Annotated in this window: 17 protein-coding genes and 1 pseudogene; 8 read left to right on the forward strand and 10 right to left on the reverse strand. The window is 49.4% G+C overall.

From position 1 onward, the window contains the following. Positions 1-7: 7 nt before the first annotated feature. Positions 8-1948, reverse strand: a complete 1941-nt coding sequence (locus IPL32_13620) for an O-antigen ligase family protein (GenBank protein ID MBK8466863.1) — start codon at positions 1946-1948, stop codon at positions 8-10. Positions 1949-2323: 375 nt separating this feature from the next. On the opposite strand from IPL32_13620, the gene IPL32_13625 reads away from it, so the two are divergent. Further along, positions 2324-2635, forward strand: a complete 312-nt coding sequence (locus IPL32_13625) for a hypothetical protein (protein MBK8466864.1) — start codon at positions 2324-2326, stop codon at positions 2633-2635. A 536-nt stretch (positions 2636-3171) separates the two neighbouring features. Here the strand turns inward: IPL32_13625 and IPL32_13630 are convergent. The 3 genes and pseudogenes from IPL32_13630 to IPL32_13640 form a co-directional block, all read right to left on the reverse strand. Beyond that, a pseudogene (locus tag IPL32_13630) lies at positions 3172-3255 on the reverse strand (prepilin-type N-terminal cleavage/methylation domain-containing protein). Positions 3256-3694: 439 nt separating this feature from the next. After that, a complete protein-coding gene (locus IPL32_13635) occupies positions 3695-5089 on the reverse strand; it encodes a sigma-54-dependent Fis family transcriptional regulator (GenBank protein ID MBK8466865.1) in 1395 nt (464 codons plus the stop codon). A gap of 108 nt (positions 5090-5197) precedes the next feature. Next, on the reverse strand, positions 5198-6943 hold the full coding sequence (locus IPL32_13640; GenBank protein MBK8466866.1) for a PAS domain S-box protein: 1746 nt from the start codon (positions 6941-6943) through the stop codon (positions 5198-5200). Between the two features lie 17 nt (positions 6944-6960). On the opposite strand from IPL32_13640, the gene IPL32_13645 reads away from it, so the two are divergent. Then, a complete protein-coding gene (locus tag IPL32_13645; GenBank protein MBK8466867.1) occupies positions 6961-7335 on the forward strand; it encodes a phosphomannose isomerase type II C-terminal cupin domain in 375 nt (124 codons plus the stop codon). A gap of 16 nt (positions 7336-7351) precedes the next feature. Here IPL32_13645 and waaF read toward each other — a convergent pair whose 3' ends face one another. The 3 genes from waaF to IPL32_13660 form a co-directional block, all read right to left on the reverse strand. Next, complete coding sequence (gene waaF / locus IPL32_13650; protein ID MBK8466868.1) at positions 7352-8932, reverse strand: lipopolysaccharide heptosyltransferase II; 1581 nt, start codon at positions 8930-8932, stop codon at positions 7352-7354. 122 nt (positions 8933-9054) lie between these two features. Continuing rightward, positions 9055-9897, reverse strand: a complete 843-nt coding sequence (locus tag IPL32_13655; GenBank protein MBK8466869.1) for an NAD-dependent epimerase/dehydratase family protein — start codon at positions 9895-9897, stop codon at positions 9055-9057. Beyond that, on the reverse strand, positions 9894-10919 hold the full coding sequence (locus IPL32_13660) for a potassium channel protein (protein MBK8466870.1): 1026 nt from the start codon (positions 10917-10919) through the stop codon (positions 9894-9896). The genes IPL32_13655 and IPL32_13660 overlap by 4 nt, the downstream gene beginning before the upstream one ends. Before the next feature lie 102 nt (positions 10920-11021). Between IPL32_13660 and IPL32_13665 the strand changes: the two genes are divergently transcribed. Beyond that, positions 11022-13817 (forward strand): PBP1A family penicillin-binding protein, encoded by a 2796-nt coding sequence (locus IPL32_13665; GenBank protein ID MBK8466871.1) that lies wholly within the window; start codon positions 11022-11024, stop codon positions 13815-13817. Positions 13818-14232: 415 nt separating this feature from the next. On the opposite strand, the gene IPL32_13670 is transcribed toward IPL32_13665, so the two are convergent. From IPL32_13670 to IPL32_13680, 3 genes are all read right to left on the reverse strand, one after another. Then, a complete protein-coding gene (locus IPL32_13670) occupies positions 14233-14430 on the reverse strand; it encodes a hypothetical protein (protein ID MBK8466872.1) in 198 nt (65 codons plus the stop codon). A 207-nt stretch (positions 14431-14637) separates the two neighbouring features. Next, entirely contained in the window at positions 14638-16620 is a 1983-nt protein-coding gene (locus IPL32_13675; protein ID MBK8466873.1) for an EAL domain-containing protein, read from the reverse strand. Between the two features lie 61 nt (positions 16621-16681). Further along, the gene (locus tag IPL32_13680; protein ID MBK8466874.1) at positions 16682-16870 is read right to left on the reverse strand and encodes a hypothetical protein; all 189 of its coding nucleotides are present in this window, start codon (positions 16868-16870) and stop codon (positions 16682-16684) included. Between the two features lie 586 nt (positions 16871-17456). Here IPL32_13680 and IPL32_13685 point away from each other — a divergent pair. From IPL32_13685 to IPL32_13705, 5 genes are all read left to right on the forward strand, one after another. Next, the gene (locus IPL32_13685; protein MBK8466875.1) at positions 17457-18416 is read left to right on the forward strand and encodes an OmpA family protein; all 960 of its coding nucleotides are present in this window, start codon (positions 17457-17459) and stop codon (positions 18414-18416) included. A 299-nt stretch (positions 18417-18715) separates the two neighbouring features. Then, a complete protein-coding gene (locus IPL32_13690; GenBank protein ID MBK8466876.1) occupies positions 18716-19294 on the forward strand; it encodes a hypothetical protein in 579 nt (192 codons plus the stop codon). 54 nt (positions 19295-19348) lie between these two features. Next, entirely contained in the window at positions 19349-19843 is a 495-nt protein-coding gene (locus tag IPL32_13695) for a hypothetical protein (GenBank protein MBK8466877.1), read from the forward strand. A 57-nt stretch (positions 19844-19900) separates the two neighbouring features. Next, a complete protein-coding gene (locus IPL32_13700) occupies positions 19901-20467 on the forward strand; it encodes a hypothetical protein (protein ID MBK8466878.1) in 567 nt (188 codons plus the stop codon). Between the two features lie 2 nt (positions 20468-20469). Further along, complete coding sequence (locus IPL32_13705) at positions 20470-21630, forward strand: hypothetical protein (GenBank protein MBK8466879.1); 1161 nt, start codon at positions 20470-20472, stop codon at positions 21628-21630. Positions 21631-21633: the final 3 nt, after the last annotated feature.

A 21633-nucleotide genomic window follows, 5' to 3' on the forward strand; every position in this document is an offset into this window, starting at 1 on the left:
ACGCCGATCAGGTTCCGGGCGCTTTATCAACATATTGTAGAACTGCCGTCGGCGGCACAAGCTCAGCGGGCGGCGTGATGCTTTGATCTTGCCGCGATTTGTAAAAAGTCCGGACGCTGCCTTCGCGCATGATGAGGTACCAACCCAAAGCCTGACGCGGATCGATCGAGCGGGCTATCGCGGCATGTTCTGCTGCGGCGTCGGGCCTGGATTGATCTTCGAGAAAGATCGCAAACTCCATGTGCATATAAACTGAGCGCGAATATATCGAAAGTGCTTCGCGATAAGTTGCTTCTGCCGCGGCGATGTTTCCGGCCTTAACTTGCTGTTTTGCCAGTTGCGAATAGACCGTGACGCTGCCGACGCCGTGATCGATGGCCTTTCGCGTTAATTGCGCTGCCGTCGAAGGATCGGAATCTCTGATGGCAAGTCCGGAGTGTGATAAGTATGCTCCGGCGTATTCGGGATCGGCTTTGACGGCGGTTTGGAAATGGCTGTTGGCGATGCTGGAGTTTTCCGAACGCTCGCCCATGTAAGTGTGATATTGCGCGAAGACTTTCGTCGCGCAAAATGCTGCCATCAGCGTTATCGCGAGCCAGCTTAGTGCAACAACGGGGCGATGATCGGTCGTTGTTTTGACGTGAGACTTGCGCAGTTGGTTAATTGCGACGGCGAACACCATGAAGAACACGACGCCGTTTTGTGCGGAGCGGAAAGAGAACGAACTGAATTGCGAACTGACGGCGAACGCGGCCATTCCGGCAAACGCGGCCCACAGGAACGGTGAAGATCGCAGCCTTTCGTGCAGAAACTTTTTAATGAAATACATCGCCGCCAAAATAAATGGCATAGCGAACAGCGCAAAACCGATGACGCCTAGTTCTGACAGGACTTGGAGCGGTTCGTTGTGGGCGCGTTCGACTAGATAATCTTCGGCGATCTCGGCGAACGTTTCGTTTGGGTGCGTCTCTCGATAGCGGATGCGTTCCTTATTAAATGCGACGCCAAAATTATCTGCTCCGACGCCGACCAGCCAGTTGTCGCGAGTCATTTGTCGACCGACGCTCCAGGTAAATATTCGCATCGTCGAAGTGCTGCGTGTTTGATCGGCGGCTCCGGTGATGTAGCTCGTCGTCGAAGGAACGGCGGAGAAGAACGAGAAGAAAACCTGCGTGCCGATGGTAACGGCGAGCCAGATGGCGGCGAACAGAGCAACGCGTTTTCGAAGTATCTTTGCCGATAGAGCAAAGGACGCGGCAAAGAAAATTGCGAAACCGATGATCCCGGCGAGGAACGCGCCTTTGCTGAGCGAGAGCATTACGGTTATCCAGCTCAACAAAGCCGTCACGAGAATGAACGCCATGTGCCGACGGTTGCGGGCGTAGATGGCGGCGGCGAATAGAAGCGGCGCGATGGTGACGAGCAGTTCGGCGTATTTGCCGTACCTGATGCGTATGTTGCCTTCGGCGCTCGAAAACTCCCTGATCGAAAGATAATCAAAAAAGCACAGCAGGCCGAGAATGAGCGCGGCGATGGCAAAGGTCGTGATAATAAATCGCAGGTTGGCGGCGGGCCATGCTTTGCCGGTAAAGATCACGAAAATGATCAGATACATCGCCCACAGCAGCGTATGATGTGCGACGCCGCCGAACGACGCTGCCCAGAAGACGGAAACGGCGCTCCAGCATATAAAGGCTGCGACGGTGCAGGCGATGACCTTCGCGGGAGCCGAGAGAACGAGCGTCCGGCCTCGCTGCATCAACGCAAAGAACGCCATCAAAAAGACCGACAACAGCAGTTCTGCCTTAAATGGCTGGTTTACCTGCATCGCCGGCTTTGGCAGCGAATACAATATCGCCAAAAGCGCGAACGCCAGCAGCGCCGGCATTAAAAATCCGCTTAGCCGTCCAGAGTCCGATGCCGGTAAATATGCTGTGTCAGGGTGCATTGTCTGCGAGGGGGAATTTTGTAGAGCGTAGCCGAGCGGCTAGTTTAATTTTACCACGACTCTGATACGTTATTGAAGACATTTCCGGCGTGAGTTATGTTTCGCGGGAGGTATTAGCCTCGTGTGCCGGTTGCCAAGCGGAAAAGCTGTGCTTTTCCGAGAGTGCTCCACTAGTTTTTTGCGGCTGTGCCGCCGTCTTTGAATAACCGCAAGAGCGGCGGCGTAGCCGCAAAGAGATATTTAGGCTCACGGTGAAGCATAGCTTCACCGCTCGGCGAGGGACACGAAGACGCGGGAAGGCGGCGGAGGACGTCTTGAAGGCCCAAATTCCAACCGAAACCTTATGAATACTGGCTGAAACGCAATAGAAGCGGCTTGAACAGAGCCGAAATTCGCCTAACTAATGCGAAAGTTAACTTAATTCTTGGCAAAATTAACTCTACTATTGCGAAAGTTAACCTGAACAAGCCCAAAGTTAACCTGAACAAGCCCAAAGTTAACCTGAACAAGCACAAAGTTTACCCGAACGAGCCAGAAGTTAACCTGAACGAGCCAAAAGTTAACCTGAACAAGCCCAAAGTTAGGCTGAACGAGCCAAAAGTTAACCTGAACAAGCCCAAAGTTAGGCCGAACGAGCCAAAAGTTAACCTGATCAAGCCCAATGTTAACCCGAACGAGCCAAAGTAAACCCGAACGGCCCAAAAGCCGTTATCTTCACGCGTAAACGCGTAACTCTGAACAAAAAAAGAGGCTGCCTGAATCAGGCAGCCTCTTTGTGGGATTAAGTGTTAACCGTATTAGTTACCAAGCGGTGTTCCGCCCTGTACGGCCAAGATGGTTGCGAACTGGGTCAGAGTCGTATCCGCCATGATCACACCTTCTGTCGCGACACCGAATCTACGCGAACCGGTCTGTGTAATGCCGGTCGTGGTCGTCGGTATGGTCGTGTACATGAACTGTGCAGGGATAAGCGTGGTCGAGTCAGCCTTCAAGCCCTGGAAGTTATAGCCAGCCTTTGTTCCCGTTCCGAGAACGCCGTCAACAAGACCGTTGGTAGCAAGAGCACCCAAAGCACCTGTTACACCACCACCCGAAAGAGCGGTTGTTCCGGCATACTGTCCGTTACCAAATGTCGAAGCATAGGTCATCTGAGCACCATGCAATGTACGCATAGCTGAAACTGCCGATCCTTCGTTAGCTGAACGACGTGCAGCAAGCAGGTTAGGGATAGCGATCGCAGCAATAATGCCGATGATCACAACAACGATTAAAAGTTCGATAAGCGAGAAACCTTTCTGATTTTTCATGTTAAATTCACAATCTCCTAAAGTATTCGAAATATGTACCTTTCCCAGGCCACTGCTCTATTATCAATACCCGTGCCACAAGGGAGTTTGGAGAGTTGTGAGAGTGCTAAGTGCTGAGAGTAAAGAGGTTAAGAGCGGCGATATGTTCTAAGGTCAAGCGTGGATAAGTGCCGTGAGATCGTTTGGAAGGCCTGTTTTAACAGTTTTTGGTATCTACAAGGTAACAAAAAGTGTCAATGTTATTTGTTTTCGGGGCTTTGCCCGTCGATTTGCGGAAAAGCTATGCTTTTCCGAAGTTCAACTCAAATGTTTGCGGCTATGCCGCTGCTTTCGTAAAAGCGGCGGCATAGCCGCAGGATTTTGATAAAGGTCTATTCGGAAAAGCATAGCTTTTCCGCACATCGAGCGGCAAAGCCGCGTTCTGTCGCCAATTGCTGATCTAATCGGAAGAACGCATTTGAGCGGAAAGGCTTCGTATGCTGTGTTTATCAAGTAAGTGGCGTAGCGAGCGGACTTGTATATGCAGCAGATCGGCGGCTTTGGTTTGGTTGCCGGCGGTTTTGCGGAGGGCTTCGACAACGTAGGTCCTTTCGAGGTTGTCGAGATGGCTGACGAGGTCGATGCCTGCTTCGGGCAGATCGAACTCGGCTTTGATACGCTGCGGATTGTAATTAGTTATATGATCGGGAAGCTGTTCGGGCTGTATCTCGCCTGTGCGTTCGAGCGCGACGGCTCGTTCGATAGTGTGTTCAAGCTCGCGAACATTGCCGTGCCATGCGTAATTCTCAAGAATAACTATGGTTTTCGGCGAGATCGTCAACGTTTTGCCCGCCTGATCGCAGAATTTCTTTAAGAAATGATCGATAAGCTGGGCGATGTCTTCGGTACGCTCACGCAGCGGCGGCAAATGTATAGGTATCACCGATACACGATAAAAAAGGTCTTCGCGAAACGTACCTTCTTCGCTCATCTGCTTGAGATCGCGGTTGGTCGCGGCTATTACGCGGGCGTCGATCGACAGTTCGTCATGAGCACCGACGGGCCTTACACGCTTTTCCTGCAGAACACGAAGCAGCTTGACCTGCATAGCAGGTGACATTTCACCTATCTCGTCGAGGAAGATCGTCCCGCCGTGCGCGGCTTCAAACAGGCCTTTGCGGTTGGCGTTCGCACCAGTGAACGCTCCTTTCATGTAGCCGAACAGCTCGGATTCGAGCAGCGTTTCGGTAAAAGCACCGCAATTTATCGAGATAAAAGGCTTTTCGGCACGCGGGCTCAGATCGTGGATCGCCCTCGCGACCAACTCCTTTCCAGTGCCGCTTTCGCCGGTCACTAGAACAGTTGACTGCACCTCGGCAACGGTCTCGATCATCTGAAAGATCGCATTCATCACGCCCGAAGTGCCGACAATGTTCTTTACGCTGCCGCGCTCGCGCTGCGCACGCTTGAAAGCACGGTTTTCGTCTATCAACGCCTGCTTTTCAAGCGTTTTCTTTACGATCAGCTTTAATTCTTCGACATCGAACGGCTTTGTAATAAAATCATCCGCCCCTAGCTTGAACGCCTCGCGAGCCGTTTCGACCGACGCAAAGGCGGTCATCAGAACCACGCCAATATCCGGCAAAGTCTCACGAACAGCCCTCAACATCTCGATACCGTCCATATCGGGCATTTTTACGTCCGATATAATAATGTCCGCCGGGCCTTCCTGAAGCAGTTCCAAGGCTTGCCGCCCGTTCATTGCCGTGCGGATGTTGTTGCCATCCGTCTCGAACACAAGGCTCAAAAGCTGGCGGTAACTTTGCTCGTCGTCAACGATTAGTATGTTTGGCATGGAGAAATGTTGATTCGCTATAAAAGGGGAATGGATGCGGTAAAGCCGCTATTTCTATTGTGACAAATTATGATTGCTTTGTTCAAGAGAAATATCCATTCCAGCCCGCTACTTATTGTCCGAAACTTTCAAAAACTCAGTAAGTTTCGATGGCTGACCATCGGTTTTATTGCCATTTGCCGCTTCCATGGCCTTTCTTCGGTTTTCCTTTGGCAGATCGACGGTTATTACCGTGCCTTCGCCTTCGCGGCTTCGAACATTTATCGCACCGTTGTGATCTTTTACTATCTGATAAACGATCGAAAGCCCAAGTCCTGTGCCGCCGGTCGTCGAATTCGAGAACGGCTCGAAAAGCTGCTCGACCTGATCCGGCGTCATTCCGATGCCTGTGTCTTCAAAAGTTATGCGGATACGATTGTTCGGCACGGAATCAACGCCAACCGCCAGTTCGCCGCCATCAGGCATGGCCTGCAGAGCGTTTCGTGCCAGATTCCAGAATATCTGCTTCAACTGCGTAATGTCCGCCGAAATGATGACAGGCGTTTCTTCGATATTTAGCTTTAATTTGTGATTTTCTTTAACGTCGGGGCTGTGTTTTAAAAGCGTGATCGTATCGTTTATAGCTTCGCCGACATTGGTGTCAGAAAATGTCGCCGCCATCGGACGCGCGTATCCGAGGAAGTTTGTAATAATAGTGTTCAGGCGATCAGACTCCTTAAGAATTATGTCCATCAAGCCTGTTTCAACCGAACCCATCGGTATCTTTGATTCAAGCACCTGTATCGCCCCGCGCATAGCTCCCAAAGGATTCCGAATCTCATGAGCCAAACCTGCAGCAACGCGTCCAACGGCAGCAAGGCGATCTTTGCGGCGAACGCTTTCCTCCATCGAACGAATATCGGTAAGGTCCTGAAATGTGATGATCAGCCCCGAAGCCTCATGCAGCTCAGACAAAAGGAGCGAAACACTGTAACCAATACGCACCGCAAAACCCTCAGGAGTCAAAAGATCTGTCTCAAAACGCGGCAATTGCTCACCTTCGCCGGCCGCTGCGAGCGAAAGGTTAGTGGATTCGCGAATATCACCAAAAAGGGAACTGATCGATTTTCCCTGCATTTCGTCCAATCGATATCCTGTGATCTCCGTCGCCGCAGCGTTGAATGTATATATATTACCTTCGAGATCGGTCGTAATCAGACCGGAGCGGATCGATTCGACTATGCGTTCGTGCAGGACGCGGAGGTTGGCGAGGGTTTTTGCAGTCTCAGCTAACTCTTCGCCGGAAGTTCGCCTATCGGACAATCTCGACGCAAGCAGGCCTACGACCAGAAATGCAACTACATGAAAACTGACGATCTGGACAGCCTTACCTGTTGCTTGTGCCGTGCCGAAAGATTCCATCACGGCATTGCCGGTCAAGATCGCCAAGCTTATAAACAGCAGTGAACAGGCCATCGCCATCAGAAGCGTCGAGAGCGGCCTCAGGAAAAAACTCGCTACACTGATGAGAACAATATAGAGCGTAATGTAAGGCGATGTAAGATCTCCTGTCCGCCAAACTAGCCAAGTAATCAAAAGGGCGTCGAGAACAAACTGTGTGCGGATCTGCCATCTGAGATCTTTGCTTAGGCGAAGCAGGAAAAAATAAACGATCGTCAGCCCGACCGAGATCAGAAAAGCAAGAAACACTCCTTGCGGAAATGTGTCAAACGACAGCTTGAACGTGCCGCTGTACCAGAACCAGCTCGTTACGAGCAGCAAAAAGATCGCCATCAAACGCCCGATTATGAGCGTTTGAATTCTCTGTATCTGTCGGGAATTGGCTGATTCGTCCTTTTCGTCTAAACTGAACATACTTGCAGCGAAGCAAAATGGAAACAATCGAAGTTCAAAACAATTCGCCCGAACACGATCAACGGCCTTGGGGCAGTTTTACCGTGATCGACGAAGCAGTTGATTACAAAGTAAAGAGGATCGAGGTTTTGCCCGGTAAACGTCTAAGTTACCAAAGACACGCGCGCCGCGCAGAACATTGGTACGTCGTGCGCGGTATAGCTAAAGTAACATTAAACGGCAGTGAAATTCTACTAAAAACCGGTGAATCGCTCGATGTCGCTTGTGGAGATGCCCACAGGATCGAAAACTCTGACACTTCCGAAACACTGATTCTCATCGAAACTCAGACCGGCGATTATTTCGGCGAGGACGATATTATTAGATTGGAAGATGATTTTGGGAGAATCTGATACCGGCTGCCAACAGCTAGAACGTATCATCCAGTATAGCGGCCGTGACCGTTTTCAGATCATTAGCTAATATGTTCGGTTCGTGTTCGAGTAGTAATTGATGCTCATTGCCGTAACCTGTTAACACTAAAGCACTTTTAAGATCTGCTGCCAAGCCTGTTTCAACGTCTATCTTTTTATCGCCGACCATCCACGATCTCTCAATATCAATATCAAAATCAGCCATCGCTGATTCGATCATTCCTATATTAGGCTTGCGGCAGCGGCAGCCGGCGTCGGGCAGATGGGGACAGAAATAGAAAGCGTCGATCGCTCCTGAAAGCTCGGCTTGTATGGCTTCGTGGATCGAGTGCATGTCGGTTTCGGTGTAAATGCCTCTGCCGATGCCCGATTGATTTGTGACGACGATAACGAGAAAACCTGCATCTTTTAGCGATCGAACAGCACTGGCACTAAATGGAAATAGGCGCAGGTCTTCAACTCGCGAGAGGTAATTCACCTCTTCGATCAGCGTGCCGTCGCGGTCAAGAAATACTGCTGGTTGCTTATTCATATTCTCTCCTTCATCGGCTAACCTGCGTTTTGCCGCTTCGAAAACTTCATCGACCGATATCAAAGTCATGCAGCGATGATCGATCGGACAATCGCGTAGCATACACGGAGAGCAATCGACATCTTTCTTAATAACCTCGGCATTTAATGAATATGGCCGCGTTGTTTCAGAATTTGTCGGGCCAAAGATCGCGATCGTTGAAGTGCCGACCGCCGGAGCTACATGTGCAAGTCCCATATCGTTTGAGATCAAAAGATCTATCACGGAAAGCACCGCAACCGCTTCGGCGAGATCGGTTTTTCCTGTTAAGTCTATCGGTTTTATATTGCTGAGCTTGATGACCTCGTCCGAAACATCTTTTTCAGATTCCGACCCGACCAAAATGACATTAACATCCATTTCGGTTTGAAGCTTGTCATTAAGTTCTGCATACCGCTCGGCAGGCCAGCGTTTTGCTCGCGAGTTCGTTGAGCCGACGCCGAGGGCAATGGTTTTTGTAGAGAGATCAACGCCGAGATCGGATAGTTTCCTTCGTGCCTCGATCTTTCGCTCTTCCGAAATATTGAGATCGATATTTGGGATCGCTTGCGAAACCGTATCGCGGCCAAGCACTCGCCGCTCGACTTCGGCGACGAGATTTAGGTAATAAAAAACCTCGTGCTTGCGGTTCTTCCATTCGGGAACCGCGACCGGATCGGTCAACAACAGGCCACGAACGTCTTTGTTATAACCAATGCGGCGAGGAATTCGAGAAAAGAAAGTTGTAACTGCCGACTCGAACGAATTTGGAAATAGCACAGCAAGTTCATATCCGTCGTCACGCAGAAATTGCGAATTATCGTAAACGTCCTTGATCTTCCAACGGTTCTTTTCAAAGGTCACAAGGTCATCAATGAAATCTGCATCCCTAAACAAACCTTCGGCCCAAGAACGCGTGTGCAGCGAAACATGCGAATCCGGAAAAATGCGCCGAAGCTCACGCAAAGCCGGAATCGACATCACCGCATCGCCTATCCAATTTGTTCCGCGTACGATTATTTTCATTCCACCAGAATTTTTAACGCAAAGTCGCAAAGACGCAGAGACGCAAAGGAAAGAAAAAACTAAATGATCGGTTTGACGTATTCATGTCTTCCTTTGCGTCTTTGCTCTTTTGCGTCTTTGCGTTAAAAAAGTGTTTCCAAACCTTCAGTAAGTTCAACAGTCGGCGACCAATCTAGTTCTTGAGTTACGAGATTCAGGTCTGTGACGTAGTTCATCGGTATCGGGGCTGGCAGTGGGTTTTCTTTGTCGATCACTGCCTTAAAGCCTGAAACTTGTTCCATCTTTGCTACTAGTTCACTTAACGTCAATGCGTTTCTGGCTCCGCCGCCGAGGTTGTATAGGCCGTGTCGAATCACCGATTCAGTGAACGCAGAACATGCTCTTGAAAAATCATCAACGTGAAGCAGATCGCGCCGAGGCGTACCGTTCGCTTGTAATTGCAAACGCTCGCCTTTGTTTATCGCGTCAACATAATGGCCGACAAAGTTGGGTGCGTTGCCTTCGCTGACACTGGCATAAACAGTCGAGAGCCGGAAGATGCATGAACGGAAATTCCTTGCGTGGGCATAATATTCGACATATCTCTCGGCGATGAGTTTTGACCATTCGAGTGCGGATTGTCCGGCATAGAGTGTCGGGCAAGACTCGGGAACCTCGAAATAGTTGTCTGCGAAACGTCCATAGACGTCCTTCGTGGATGCGAATATGAACACGGCGTTTTCTTTGATCTCACGCAGGAGATTGACCGTGCCTTCGACGTTGGTGAGAAACACCTGTCGGGCTGATTCAGGTGATTTATCGAGATGAGCAGCGAGGTGGATCACGACATCGTAATCACGCACTATTGCTGCATCCTGTATATTCAGAATGTCGAGATTTGAACGCCGCGATAGATCGTCGGCGTCAAATATCTGCCTGACATGTGTTCCCAAAAAACCACTGCCGCCTGTAACCAATATCTTCATTGCTTGTTTGTCTCGACAAGCCGCTGAACCGATTCTGCCTTGCCGATCACAATGAGCAGATCGCCGTTCGCAATTCTTGTGTCACCCTTTGGCTGAAACGCCAATTCACCATCCTTTCGACGAATTGCAACAACGATGAGACTAAGTTCACTCATTATATTTGTGTCCTTTAGATATTGACCGGAATAGGGCGAAGTTGCGTCGACGGCCATTTCTTCAAATACCAGATCGTGCGTCTCCGCGACGATCGAATCCATAAAGTCCGCAACAGCGGGTTTGAGCAAAGCTCTCGCCATTGATTGGCTGCCGATAATGGTCGGGGCAACAACACGGCTTGCACCTGCACGGATGAGGGTTGGTTCCGCTTGTTCTTCGACAGCCCGTGCGACGATGTGAAGATCTGGATTAAGACCGCGCGCTGTTAATACGACATAGATGTTCGCCGCATCATCCGGCAGACAACTCGCGAGGCCTTGTGCACGTTTTACTCCTGCCTTGGTCAAATTTTCTTCAGATGTCGCATCGCCTACAATGACGTGCGAACTGTCCGGATCGAGCTCGGACAGCCGATTTTCGCTACGTTCAATAATGACGTGTGGCAGATTTTGGCGTTCGAGGCTGCGGATTATTCGGCGACCGACGCGTCCCGCTCCGCAAATGATATAGTGGCCTTCTAACTTTTCCATTTCTTTGATTATACGGCGATTACCCAGTGACATGACCATTTCAGATTGGATCACGGCCTGTGCAAGCAGCGTCAAGCCAAATAGTACAGTTCCGACGCCCGTCAGCATTAGAAGGATCGCAAAAATGCGACCCGCGGCAGTAGTTGGCGCGAGATCGCCGTAACCGACTGTCGTCACGGTCTGGGCGGATGTATAAAAACTGTCAAGCCACGAAAATTGCTCAAAGTACTTGAATCCAACTGCCCCGATCGTGATCATCGTGCACACGATGACTGCCGCAAAAACCAGCTTGCGACTTGTGATCTTGGCTATCGTGGAATAGATGCCGACGCTCATAGACTGAAATTAGTTCGACATTGTATGGCAAAACTCGTTAGAATAATCGTGGCTCTCGCCAAAGTGATAATCTCACTTCGTCTTTGTATTTCCAACCCGTAGATGCAGGATAACGAATCAGTCAGATCAAACCGATCGAAGATGCCGCCAAAAGGCTGGGTAAAGGCCCGGCGCAAGACTTCCTCATATCAGGCACCGCCGACTTCGCGTTTCCGGCGTCTTTTGAGGCTGTTCTTTAATAGATGGACGCTCGCGGCGAGCCTGTTCGTGCTGCTTGGCATTTTTCTGACGCTTACCTACTTTTGGTTTGATTTCTCAGGCCGGATCGATCAAAAGCTATTGAGCGGCGAAGTGTTTACTCCTTCTGCTGGAGTTTATTCAGCACCGAAGACATTAAAGACCGGCGAAGCCTTGACGATTCCCGAACTGGTTGAGTATTTGAAGTCAGCCGGTTACATTGAGCGAAACAATCAGGCAGATGCCTCGCGCAGCCGTTATGTGGTCGAGGGCGACATCGTTGGTATTGAGCCAGGAATGACCGCAACTATCGATGGTAAAAAGGTTTTTCCATCGCTGACAGTCAAATTTGGCAGGGACCTCAAGACGGTGGCGGGTATCGGTGATCGAGACGCGAATACTCAGCTCAATGAAGTAAAACTTGAACCAAAAATTCTTAGTTCAATTGCCGCGGAAGGCGATGGCCGTCGAAAGACCGTAAAATTCGCCGATCTGCCGCCGCACCTCGTAAAAGCGATAACAAACACCGAGGATCGTTCGTTCTTTGAGCATTACGGTGTAAACGTTCGCGGTATTGCGCGTGCTCTTTGGCGGCGTTACGAAGGCGACGAAAACTCACCGCTTGCAAATCAGGGCGGCTCGTCTATCACGCAGCAGCTTGTAAAGAATCTTCTGCTCACCCGCGAACAGACCATCGAGCGCAAAGTAACTGAAGCATACATGTCGCTGATCCTAGAAACGCGGCTTTCGAAGCAGGAGATATTTACGCTATACGCGAACCAGATATATCTCGGCCAGCAGTCGGGTGTTTCGATCTACGGAGTTGGGGAAGCAGCGAGTGCGTATTTTGGTAAAGATGTTTCGCAACTGTCCGTTCCGGAAGCCGCGTTTATCGCCGGTATCATTCGCAGCCCTAATCGTTACAATCCCTACAAAAATCCCGACCGTGTAAAGGAACGCCGCAATCAAGTCCTTGAGTCGATGACCAAAACGGGCGAAATAACGCCCGAGCAGCTTGCCGAATATCGCGATCTCCCGATCGAACTCAAACAGGTATCGAACGCAAAAGACCTTCAAGGAATGCCGTACTTTTCGCAATATGCGATCGAGGAACTGCCTAAGCTGGTCAACGATCCCGAAGCCCTTCAGCATCTGCGGGTTTACACTTCTATCGACCCTGATCTTCAGCGGATGGCTTATGAGATCGTCAACAAACGGCTTGCCGGACTCGATAAACATTTCCCCAAAAAAGAAGGCTTGAACGCTTCTCTGGTCGCGATCAGGCCAAAGACGGGCGAGATCGTCGCGATGGTTGGTGGACGCGATTATTTGGCGAACCAGTTCAATCGTGCGACCGATGCTATGCGTCAGCCTGGTTCGGTATTTAAGCCTTTCGTTTATGCAGCGGCGATCAATTCGGCTTACGATTCCAGCACTCGGCAGTTCACGGCAGCAAGCATTTTCAAGGACGAGAAAAAGACTTTCACATTCAATCAGGAATCTTACACACCGGGAAATTTCGGCGACTTTTTCTCTAACAAAGACACAACGCTGCGTGACGCACTGGTCAAAAGCAAGAACGTGATAACGGTTGATATCGCAATGCAGATAAACGTCGGCAAGGTCATGAATCTTGCGACCAAAGCAGGTTTTCCAAAGGTCGAAAAAGCCTATCCTTCGATGGCTCTCGGCACGGCTGAGGCGTCACCGCTTCAGGTTGCGACGGCATATACGATGTTCGCCAATCTCGGCGACCGCGTTCTGCCGATGCCGATCACGCGGATCACCACAGGCGATGGCCGCACCAAAACTGCTCCGCCACCTGATCGTAAAAATGTTGTTCGTCCTGATGTCGCATATATCATGGACGACATTATGAAGGACGTCATAAATCGCGGCACTGCTGCTCAGGCGCAGAGTTGGGGCTTTCGTAACAATGCCGGCAAGACTGCGTTTGCGGGAAAGACCGGAACTTCGCGCGATGGATGGTTCGCAGGTTTTACGCCCGAACTCGTTTGTGTGGTGTATGTCGGTTTTGACAACGGCGATGACCTTGGAATGAAAGGCTCCGATTCGGCGATGCCGGTGTGGGCGGATTTTATGAAGGAAGCCTTGCGGATGCATCCCGAATGGAACGGCGACTGGACGATGCCGGCGAACCTTCGAAAAGCCGAGATCGATATTCGCAACGGTGCGCTCATTCGCGAACTAGACGCGACAACCGAGCCGAGCCCGACGCCTTCGCCAACTCCAAAGCGGCCAAAAGATCCCGACATGCCTGACTTTGACGAGCCGACGCCCGAGCCGGAGATCTATGTGACGGATGTTCCAGCGGAATTTCGCCGTATCGAATTTTTTATAGCTGGAACTATGCCGACTCGTGCGTTGGTGGAGGTTGCGGACGACGTTGATGACCTCGATACGAGCGTAAACCCGTCACGCAGCCCGACGCCTCTTGACGAGACCTGGCAGGACGGCAGCGAGCCTCCATCAAATAAACAGCAGAAAGATCAGCGCCCGCCCGCCGATGAGACGGGAAGTATAACAGTGATGATCTGTCCGCTAACAGGAATGCGAGCCACCATAAATTGCCCCGACAAACAAGCCAAAACCTACCGAGCAGGCAGCGAACCGAAGGATTTCTGCTCGTTTCACCGGTAAGTAGATGCAATAAATGCATCTATCGATGTGATAGCTCAATCGTATAATGCAGATATTAAATGTATAGATTGAGTGTTTACATCGGTTGATTGTAAATATTCGTTGACCGATGAGCATGGATAAACTCTGGGCGGAACTTGTCAATCCATAGATGCACAATTTCCATCTAACGACGCATAATATCTATCAAAGTATGTAAACAATCCATCAAGCAAATTCCTATACAATTCTTTGCAAATCATACTTCGTTTGGCTGGAATTTACGCGGCATTTGTGGAAGCCTGCGCGTTAGCAAGGGCGAAACTCAGTTGTTGCGTGTTCCGCCCATACTTACGTGCGGGCTTCTGCATAAAGGGCCGCGTTTCATTCGTGTTGCGTGAACGCCCTTACTTACGTGCGGGCTTCTGCATTGTGATTACGTCTTGTGGCCGGGCATGAGGAGTTCCATTTGGTCGGCGATTTCGCGGAGTTCATTTTTTAGCCTCACATATCTTGCCGTATCGATCGGTTTCGGGCCGTCGTTCATTTTCTTTAGCTCGGCGAGAACTGTTTCTGAGCGGTTTAACAATACAATAAATTCGGGGTGAATCCCTTGGGGGGTGGAGTCGTCCATTTATTATCCTCTTCCATCAGGAATTTGCCGGATAACGAAATGAGTGGTGATGACAACTCAAAAAGCCAAAGAGCAACGATCGGTGCGGTCAGATGTCCTGTATCAGGCGACTCGCAAAAGCAACAAAATAGGAGCTATGTGTCTAACCATACGCCTATCCACGAACATTGCAACCTGAAAGCGGCCGCGATTCGACGCACGAAAACCTTACAGCCGCGTCTCTGTTGTTTGCGGCGGTGTGTAGTCGGGTACGCTGCGAACGTCGCCGTGCGGCAGCCAGCCGCGGCTTTCGTAGAGTGCCTGTTCCGCTTTTTCTTTTGTTAGAGGTTTAGCAAGCAAATAGCCTTGGCCATAGTCGCAGCCGAGGTTTTGCAGTAGTGATAATTGCGTTTCGGTCTCGATGCCTTCGGCGATGACCTTTTTCTTGAGGCTTTTTGCCAGCGAGATTATGGTTTGCAGTATCTCGGAATTCTCGCCGCTCTCGCCGACGCTGTAAACGAACGAACGGTCGATCTTCAACGTGTCGAACGGCAGGCGATGCAGGTAGCTGAGGCTGGAATATCCGGTCCCGAAGTCGTCGATGCTAAGCTGCACGCCAAGCCGCTTCAAGCGGTTGAGAATGCTGATCGTGTGCTCAGCGTTTTCCATCGCGGCACTTTCCGTTATCTCAAGCTTGAGCGAAGAAGGTGATATCTTCGAGATAGCCAGCGCATTTTCTACATCGTCAACCAACTCATCTTTACCGAGATGCTTGCCCGAGATATTTACGCTGACGATCAGATCTTTGTGCGAAGAGCCAATCTTCTGCCACTTCGCCAACTGGTTTGTAGTTTCCTGCAAGATCCAGGTCGTGATCGGAATGATAAGGCCCGATTCTTCGGCGATGGGTATGAATTTGTTCGGCGGTATCTGGCCTAATTCGCTGTGATGCCAACGCAGAAGAGCTTCAAAACCCAACAGCGTACCATCTTGCAAGCATACAAGCGGCTGATAGTGCATCGTAAGCTCTTTCCGGTCGATAGCGTTGCGGAGATCGTTCTCAAGCCTGACGTGTTCGAGAAAGCGAACGCGAAGTTCTTTGGTAAACACCGCTACGCCGGTCTGCTTTTCCTTTGCGTAATGCATCGCGATATCGGCGTCGCGAAGGATCTCTTCGGGTGTGTTGTATTCCGTGTCACAAGGCGCTATGCCGATGTTAACGCTGATCGAAATGCGATTTCCGCTGAGCGAGAAAGGCTGAGAAATATTGGTGAGGATGCGGCGGGCGACCTTTTGTGCCTTGCTGGCCGTCGAAAGGTCTCTAAGAATTATGGCAAACTCATCACCGCCGATGCGTGCCACCATATCACCGGAGCTGAGCATTCGAACAAATCTTTTTGCGGCTACCATCAGCACTTTGTCGCCAAGCGTGTGCCCCAAACTGTCGTTAATATTCTTAAACTTCTGAATATCAAGAAACAGGACCTGAAATGCCGCTGCCGGATCATTCTTATATTGGTCGATCAACCGCCGCAGCATATCGCCAAAGTGCTTTCGATTCGGAAGGCCGGTCAGTGAATCATAAAGTGCCGCATGTTGAAGGTCCTTCTCGCTCTTACGCAGGGCTTCGTTGGCCTTTTCTTCTTTTTCGAGTGAAACCGCAAGCTGGGAAGCATGTTTTTCAGCTTCTCGTCGGCGATCGCGTTCCGTTTCGACCTTTTCGCGCTCCGCAGTCTGAGCTTGATTGATCGCAACGTTTACTTCGTCAATAGACTGTTTGTAACTAAAGTAGGTTATCCCTAAAGCAATAAAGGCGATGGCTCCCGTTATGAGATCGCCGAAATTGATCAGCTTAAACAAGAAACCTGCCAAGGCCGCTCCGACGATCTGCGTCATCGAACTCGAAAAACAGTCTTTTCGCCAAGTTGCGAAAAGACTCGAACCGTCCTTGAGAGCTTGAAAGATCGCTGCAAGAAATGATGATACTGCGAATTGGGTCAAGGCAAGGAAGCCAACCATCGATATCAGATGTTGCGTCTCATCAGGATTTGCAGAGACGTATCCGACGTGAGTGACTATCTGCCAAATTGCAAATGTTATTGTCGTCGAAACCGTGTTGATCGAGACATTGGTCGGGATCATCAATCGGCCAAAAGGAAATCCCTTTGACCTTAAATAAAGGCAGTTTGCCAGTGATTCAAGTGCAGCCACTACGATTGCCGCCGGTCCGCCGTAAAAAAGGAATGTAAAGAAAACAAGCGCGTCAGAGAAGCTAATAGCGAATCTGGATCGCGGCAGCGTCAGGGTCATGCGGGGCAACCAGGACCGAGAAGGCAAGCACACAAAGGAAGCCCACCGTGAACGTGGCCACCGCAATATTCGCGACAGCTATCGCAAAACAGACAATGCCTGCAACGATAACTATCCCTTTGCTAATACTGGATAATTGCTTTCTATCCATGAGAGGACGATAAATCAGGAGTGAAAAAGAGGAAAGTGACCGGCGAAATATATCGCCAGAACCAGTTTAACATCTTTTAATACAGATGAGCCAGCAAAAAATTCGGCGAACAGGCTCGGATTTGTCTGCCCATTCGCTGCACTAACGAAAAATTGCCTTAAGACTGTGTACCCCTTAGGCTTCTCACAATATTTAGCCAAAAACATCCTATTTTTGTGCAGGACGCTAAGTTACACAATCTTTGCGATTTCCACCTGGTTTTATGTCGAACGAACGAGAAGGCTTAGTTGGCTTTCTTACTTGTGAGGGCAATTGAATCAAGAATTACGGTAACCAAATGGATGCCAGTATCGATTTGGTGAGGTGGATTGTCACAGAACCGTTTCTTTGCGCCTAAGCTATGAAAGGTCGGGGCGGAGCAAGACTGTTAAAAGTAACAGTTGAAAGACCTCTGATTTGCAAATACGATATGTCCGTGCGCTAAGGAAGAGGTCTTTTCGAGGACGCCTACAAGACCATTTCTGTTTACCACTTGTTAAATCGTTATTAAGGCGTATGGGAAAATATCATGAAAGGAGTTATTCAAATGAAAGTTAAAAATCTTAGATCGGGCCAAGTAGTCTTATTGGCCATAATTTTGTTTACAGGGATGATCGTAAACGCATCCGCTCAGACGGCCTTTAAGAGCATCGGCTTCAACGAAAACGTAAAGATCAAAGGTGTGATTGCGACTCGGGGTGCAGATTCGCTGACGATGCGCGATGTTTCGAGTGCTGACATATACTATGTCGATTTGTTGCCGAGCACTAAAGTTCAAACCTATAAAAAAGTGCTTCGCGGGGGCGATCAATTTCCGGCAAGTTATCTGCTAAGGGGACTTCGAATCCAGGTAAGCGGAACAGGAAACGCCGACGGACACATTATAGCGAGACAGATCGATTTCGATCCGGAAGATCTGAGGACTGCGCAAGCCCTACAGGTTAGCGTTGACCCCGTTGAGGCGCAAGCTGAGGCAAACAGAAAGAAGATAGAGGAGAACGAAGCAAGGATCGCAGCGACTGAGGAAAATGCGAAACGTATGGCTGGCCAGATCGACGAAGCTCAGGCAATGGCCGCTGCTGCACAAGCCTCGGCGGATCGCGCCAACAATCGTATCAACGGGCTTGGTGACTATAACACCATAAAAACGATCGTCGTTCCGTTCGCTACCGGCAGTGCTGCACTCGGACCGAAGGGCAAGCAGATCATCGATGAAGCACGGGCATGGGTAAAGACGCAGGATACTAAGGGTTGGATGATATCGGTCATCGGCTTTGCTGATTCCACAGGAAACAGTGCAAAGAACAAGACACTTAGCGAAAAGCGTGCAAATGCGGTGATTGGATATTTGGTCACGAAATACGGTTTGCCGCTAACGCGTCTCGTTCAACCATTCGGAGCGGGTTCTGATATGCCGGCGGCAGAGAACACAACAGCCGCTGGGCGGGCACAGAATCGCCGCGTTGAGATCAAATTGCTGCTCAACAAGGGAATTGCGGGCAACTAATGCAACACACAAGTTCACCAACGGGGCCGTCGTGGCCAGCAACAGCTACGGCCATTACTGTTGGTTTGGTCGCGCCCGGAAACGGGCGCGTCTTTTTGGGAACCAATCAGAACACCCAACCCGAAATTACTATTAGAACTTAGCATGCGATCAATGAAATTTTTTGGAATTACCTGTAAGAACTGACAGTTACAACAGCAATAGTTGATCCGTATACTTAGGACGGAAAGTAAGTTATTCAATTAGGTCGGGGGATTTTATATACCGCGACATAAAAAATGAGAATGGAGACAAAAACGATGAGTAAAAATAGTGATCAGAATATATTGGCTACCATACTGATGTCGGTTTTCCTTCTGCTTTTGGCAGGTTTGGCCGTCTCTGCACAAAAGATGGAGCAGATCAGCGGCACGGCGATGGGGACCTCGACACAACTCGGGCGACTAACAAATGTCGATGTCCGTATCAGCGAATATTCTACGGCGGAAGACAAGAACGTGCTCCTAGAAGTTTTTCGGGAGAAGGGCTCAGAGGGACTAGCAAATGCGCTAGACAAGATGAAGTCGAAGGGGCGGATAGCAGTCACCGGAACCCTTGGTTTCGATCTTAACTACATTCGGACGTTTCCGATGCCGGATGGCGGCCGAAGGATCCGGTTTGTGACTGATCGGCCGATCGCGTTTGGTGAACTTTGGAGCAGCAGCCGATCGATGGATTATTCACTTGCCATGGGTGAGATCATAATCAGCAAGAAAAAAGGAGAAACCAAGGGAACACTTTACCCAGTCGCTAAACTCAAACTTGATGAGAAGGGTGAGATCATGATCGAAACTTTCCAGAACCCATGGAATTTAGTGAACATAAAGGTTTGGAAATAATTAGCCGCTTTTTGCTAAGGTGAGGTGGCGGAACCAAAGTTAAGGAGAAAACAAATGATATTGAGAGTCTTTATGACGGTTGCGATATTGGTCGTCACACTGATGGCTGGCCAGGCTATATCCGCCCAGTCAAGCATATCCAATCCAGAATATGACAAATACATCACACTCTTGCGAAAGGACCTGAGATCGGACAAAAAGCAGTTTCTTGCGCTAAATATGCCGTTGACAGAGGCTGAGGCGGTGAAGTTCTGGCCGGTTTACGAGCAGTACGCAGGCGAGCTTGCAACGATTTATAATGCCCGCGTTCAGATAGTCAAGGACTATGCTGCGAATTATGACAAGCTCACCAATGCGACGGCCGCGAACCTTAATCGCCGCTCGATCGACAACGAAGAAGCTATCACCAAACTTAGGCAGAAATACATTCCGCTTGTTGGAAAGGTATTGCCGGGTAAGAAAGCAGCACTTTTCTTTCAGATAGAAAAACGGCTTGGTCTCCTTATCGACCTTCAGTTGGCGTCGGAGATACCGCTTGTGATCCAGTAATTTGTCGATGACGACCTAGGTTAATGCAATTTGGCAGGAAAGGAGGCCCTTATCAAGATGATCATCGCTGTTGGAAAGCTCATCTTAGTCGGGGCCTGTTTCCTTTGCTTTGCTCCGATCTTTACCTCAGGCCAAGAACCCGGCACAGTCGACGAGTTTGATCCCGGCATTGCGATCGCGGTGGACCTGCCAAGGAATTTTCGTTTCGACTCGTACGTGGGCCGGGAGAGAAGCAATGAGATTGGGGCTGCGAAAGATAAGATCGGTGCTGGGATCAGCTTTCGCGTCAAGCCCATTTTTAAGCGACTGTTGGATGCGGTTGACTCCGACAAACAACACCTTCTCGTGTTGGGTGCTATATACGAATACTCAAAAGCATCGGATCAAGGCCTAACAAGCCGCGAGCATAAATTAATGCTCGATACGATACTGCGTTATGATTTTCCTTACAAACTCCTCTTGAGTGATCGCAGCCGTTTTGAGGTTAGGTGGGTGAACGGCGACTATCACCTTAGATTTCGAAATCGTCCCGCCCTCGAGCGCTCTTTCAAAAGGTTTAAGAGGGAAATAACTCCGTACATTGCCGGTGAGTTATTTTGGGCACTAATATCGCAGACTCAGTAAAAATGTTAGGTTACAATTTCAGAACTGAAGCAATCCCTGTATTTACAGGCAATCTATATAATGGCGAATCCGTTATAATAGACGGTGTGGCATATACACCTGTCAAATATAGTAAAAACCAGATTCGTAATGCAGGGAAAGCATTACTTGGTAAAAGGGAAATGCCGTCCGATGAAATGTTCGCTATTGTGAACAATTGGCGTTTTGCTCATCGGTATCCTTTAATGCGAGCAAAACGATTATTGGAACGGCGTGCGCATTTAGTTGACCCACAGGCACTTGTGGTTGACCGTCTCAAGCGGTTGCCGTCTATCGAGACCAAACTTAAACTTCAACCGACAATGCAGCTGAGTAATATGCAGGATATTGCAGGTTGTCGTGTTATTGTTGCTAGCTCTATGCAACTAATCCGGCTTATGGGTGTGTTCATTTCCCATAAAAATCGGTTAAAAGCATGGGAACGGCTCGGAATAGATGATTATATAGGTTCTCCCAAGCCCGATGGCTATCGTAGTTTGCATTTGATTTACCAATATAAGAGCGATTCTGGACAATCCAGCGCATTCGATGGTCTTACCGTTGAATTTCAGTTAAGGACTCACATTCAGCATGTTTGGGCTACCGCAGTTGAGGTCGTTTCAACTTTTACTCAACAAGACCTCAAACGAGGAATTGGAGACCCGTCTTGGAAACGTTTTTTCGCATTAGCTAGTCAGTTTTTTTCGGGAACCGAGGACAAGACCGCCGCAGTTCCCAATACTCCAGTGGAAATGGAAGATTTGATGAAGGAAATTATTCCTTTATGGGATCAATTAGAAATAGTACGAGTGTTGCAAGGCTTTACAGAGATAACAATTGCCCACGATAAGGCGTTTCCCGGGGCTAGTCATTTTGTCACCATGCTCAATAGTCGAGAAAAGAAAGTGTCAATTAAAGGTTTTACGGCTGAGAATGTTGACGAGGCATGGAAACTTCAGACTGAATTAGAAGCCAAATACCGAGAAGATTTAAAAATTGACGTCGTGTTTGCGTCGGCAGATTCACTGAGAGAGTTACGAGACGCTTTTCCGAATTATTATGGTGACACGAAGGAGTTCGTGACTAAAATATGGGCTGCTGTTAATTATTGGCGTGAAAAACTTGGTATGAAAGAAGTGGCTTGATAT

The sequence above is a fragment of the Chloracidobacterium sp. genome (genome assembly GCA_016711345.1).
In the GTDB taxonomy this organism is placed as follows: Bacteria; Acidobacteriota; Blastocatellia; order Pyrinomonadales; family Pyrinomonadaceae; genus OLB17.

What these genes read in the sequence shown, in the direction of transcription:
- IPL32_13620 (MBK8466863.1), bottom strand. Translation starts at nt 1,948, where the DNA reads ATGCACCCTGACACAGCATATTTACCGGCATCGGACTCTGGACGGCTA.
- IPL32_13635 (MBK8466865.1), bottom strand. Translation starts at nt 5,089, where the DNA reads ATGCCAAACATACTAATCGTTGACGACGAGCAAAGTTACCGCCAGCTT.
- IPL32_13640 (MBK8466866.1), bottom strand. Translation starts at nt 6,943, where the DNA reads ATGTTCAGTTTAGACGAAAAGGACGAATCAGCCAATTCCCGACAGATA.
- IPL32_13645 (MBK8466867.1), top strand. Translation starts at nt 6,961, where the DNA reads ATGGAAACAATCGAAGTTCAAAACAATTCGCCCGAACACGATCAACGG.
- waaF (MBK8466868.1), bottom strand. Translation starts at nt 8,932, where the DNA reads ATGAAAATAATCGTACGCGGAACAAATTGGATAGGCGATGCGGTGATG.
- IPL32_13655 (MBK8466869.1), bottom strand. Translation starts at nt 9,897, where the DNA reads ATGAAGATATTGGTTACAGGCGGCAGTGGTTTTTTGGGAACACATGTC.
- IPL32_13660 (MBK8466870.1), bottom strand. Translation starts at nt 10,919, where the DNA reads ATGAGCGTCGGCATCTATTCCACGATAGCCAAGATCACAAGTCGCAAG.
- IPL32_13665 (MBK8466871.1), top strand. Translation starts at nt 11,022, where the DNA reads ATGCAGGATAACGAATCAGTCAGATCAAACCGATCGAAGATGCCGCCA.
- IPL32_13670 (MBK8466872.1), bottom strand. Translation starts at nt 14,430, where the DNA reads ATGGACGACTCCACCCCCCAAGGGATTCACCCCGAATTTATTGTATTG.
- IPL32_13680 (MBK8466874.1), bottom strand. Translation starts at nt 16,870, where the DNA reads ATGGATAGAAAGCAATTATCCAGTATTAGCAAAGGGATAGTTATCGTT.
- IPL32_13685 (MBK8466875.1), top strand. Translation starts at nt 17,457, where the DNA reads ATGAAAGTTAAAAATCTTAGATCGGGCCAAGTAGTCTTATTGGCCATA.
- IPL32_13690 (MBK8466876.1), top strand. Translation starts at nt 18,716, where the DNA reads ATGAGTAAAAATAGTGATCAGAATATATTGGCTACCATACTGATGTCG.
- IPL32_13695 (MBK8466877.1), top strand. Translation starts at nt 19,349, where the DNA reads ATGATATTGAGAGTCTTTATGACGGTTGCGATATTGGTCGTCACACTG.
- IPL32_13700 (MBK8466878.1), top strand. Translation starts at nt 19,901, where the DNA reads ATGATCATCGCTGTTGGAAAGCTCATCTTAGTCGGGGCCTGTTTCCTT.
- IPL32_13705 (MBK8466879.1), top strand. Translation starts at nt 20,470, where the DNA reads ATGTTAGGTTACAATTTCAGAACTGAAGCAATCCCTGTATTTACAGGC.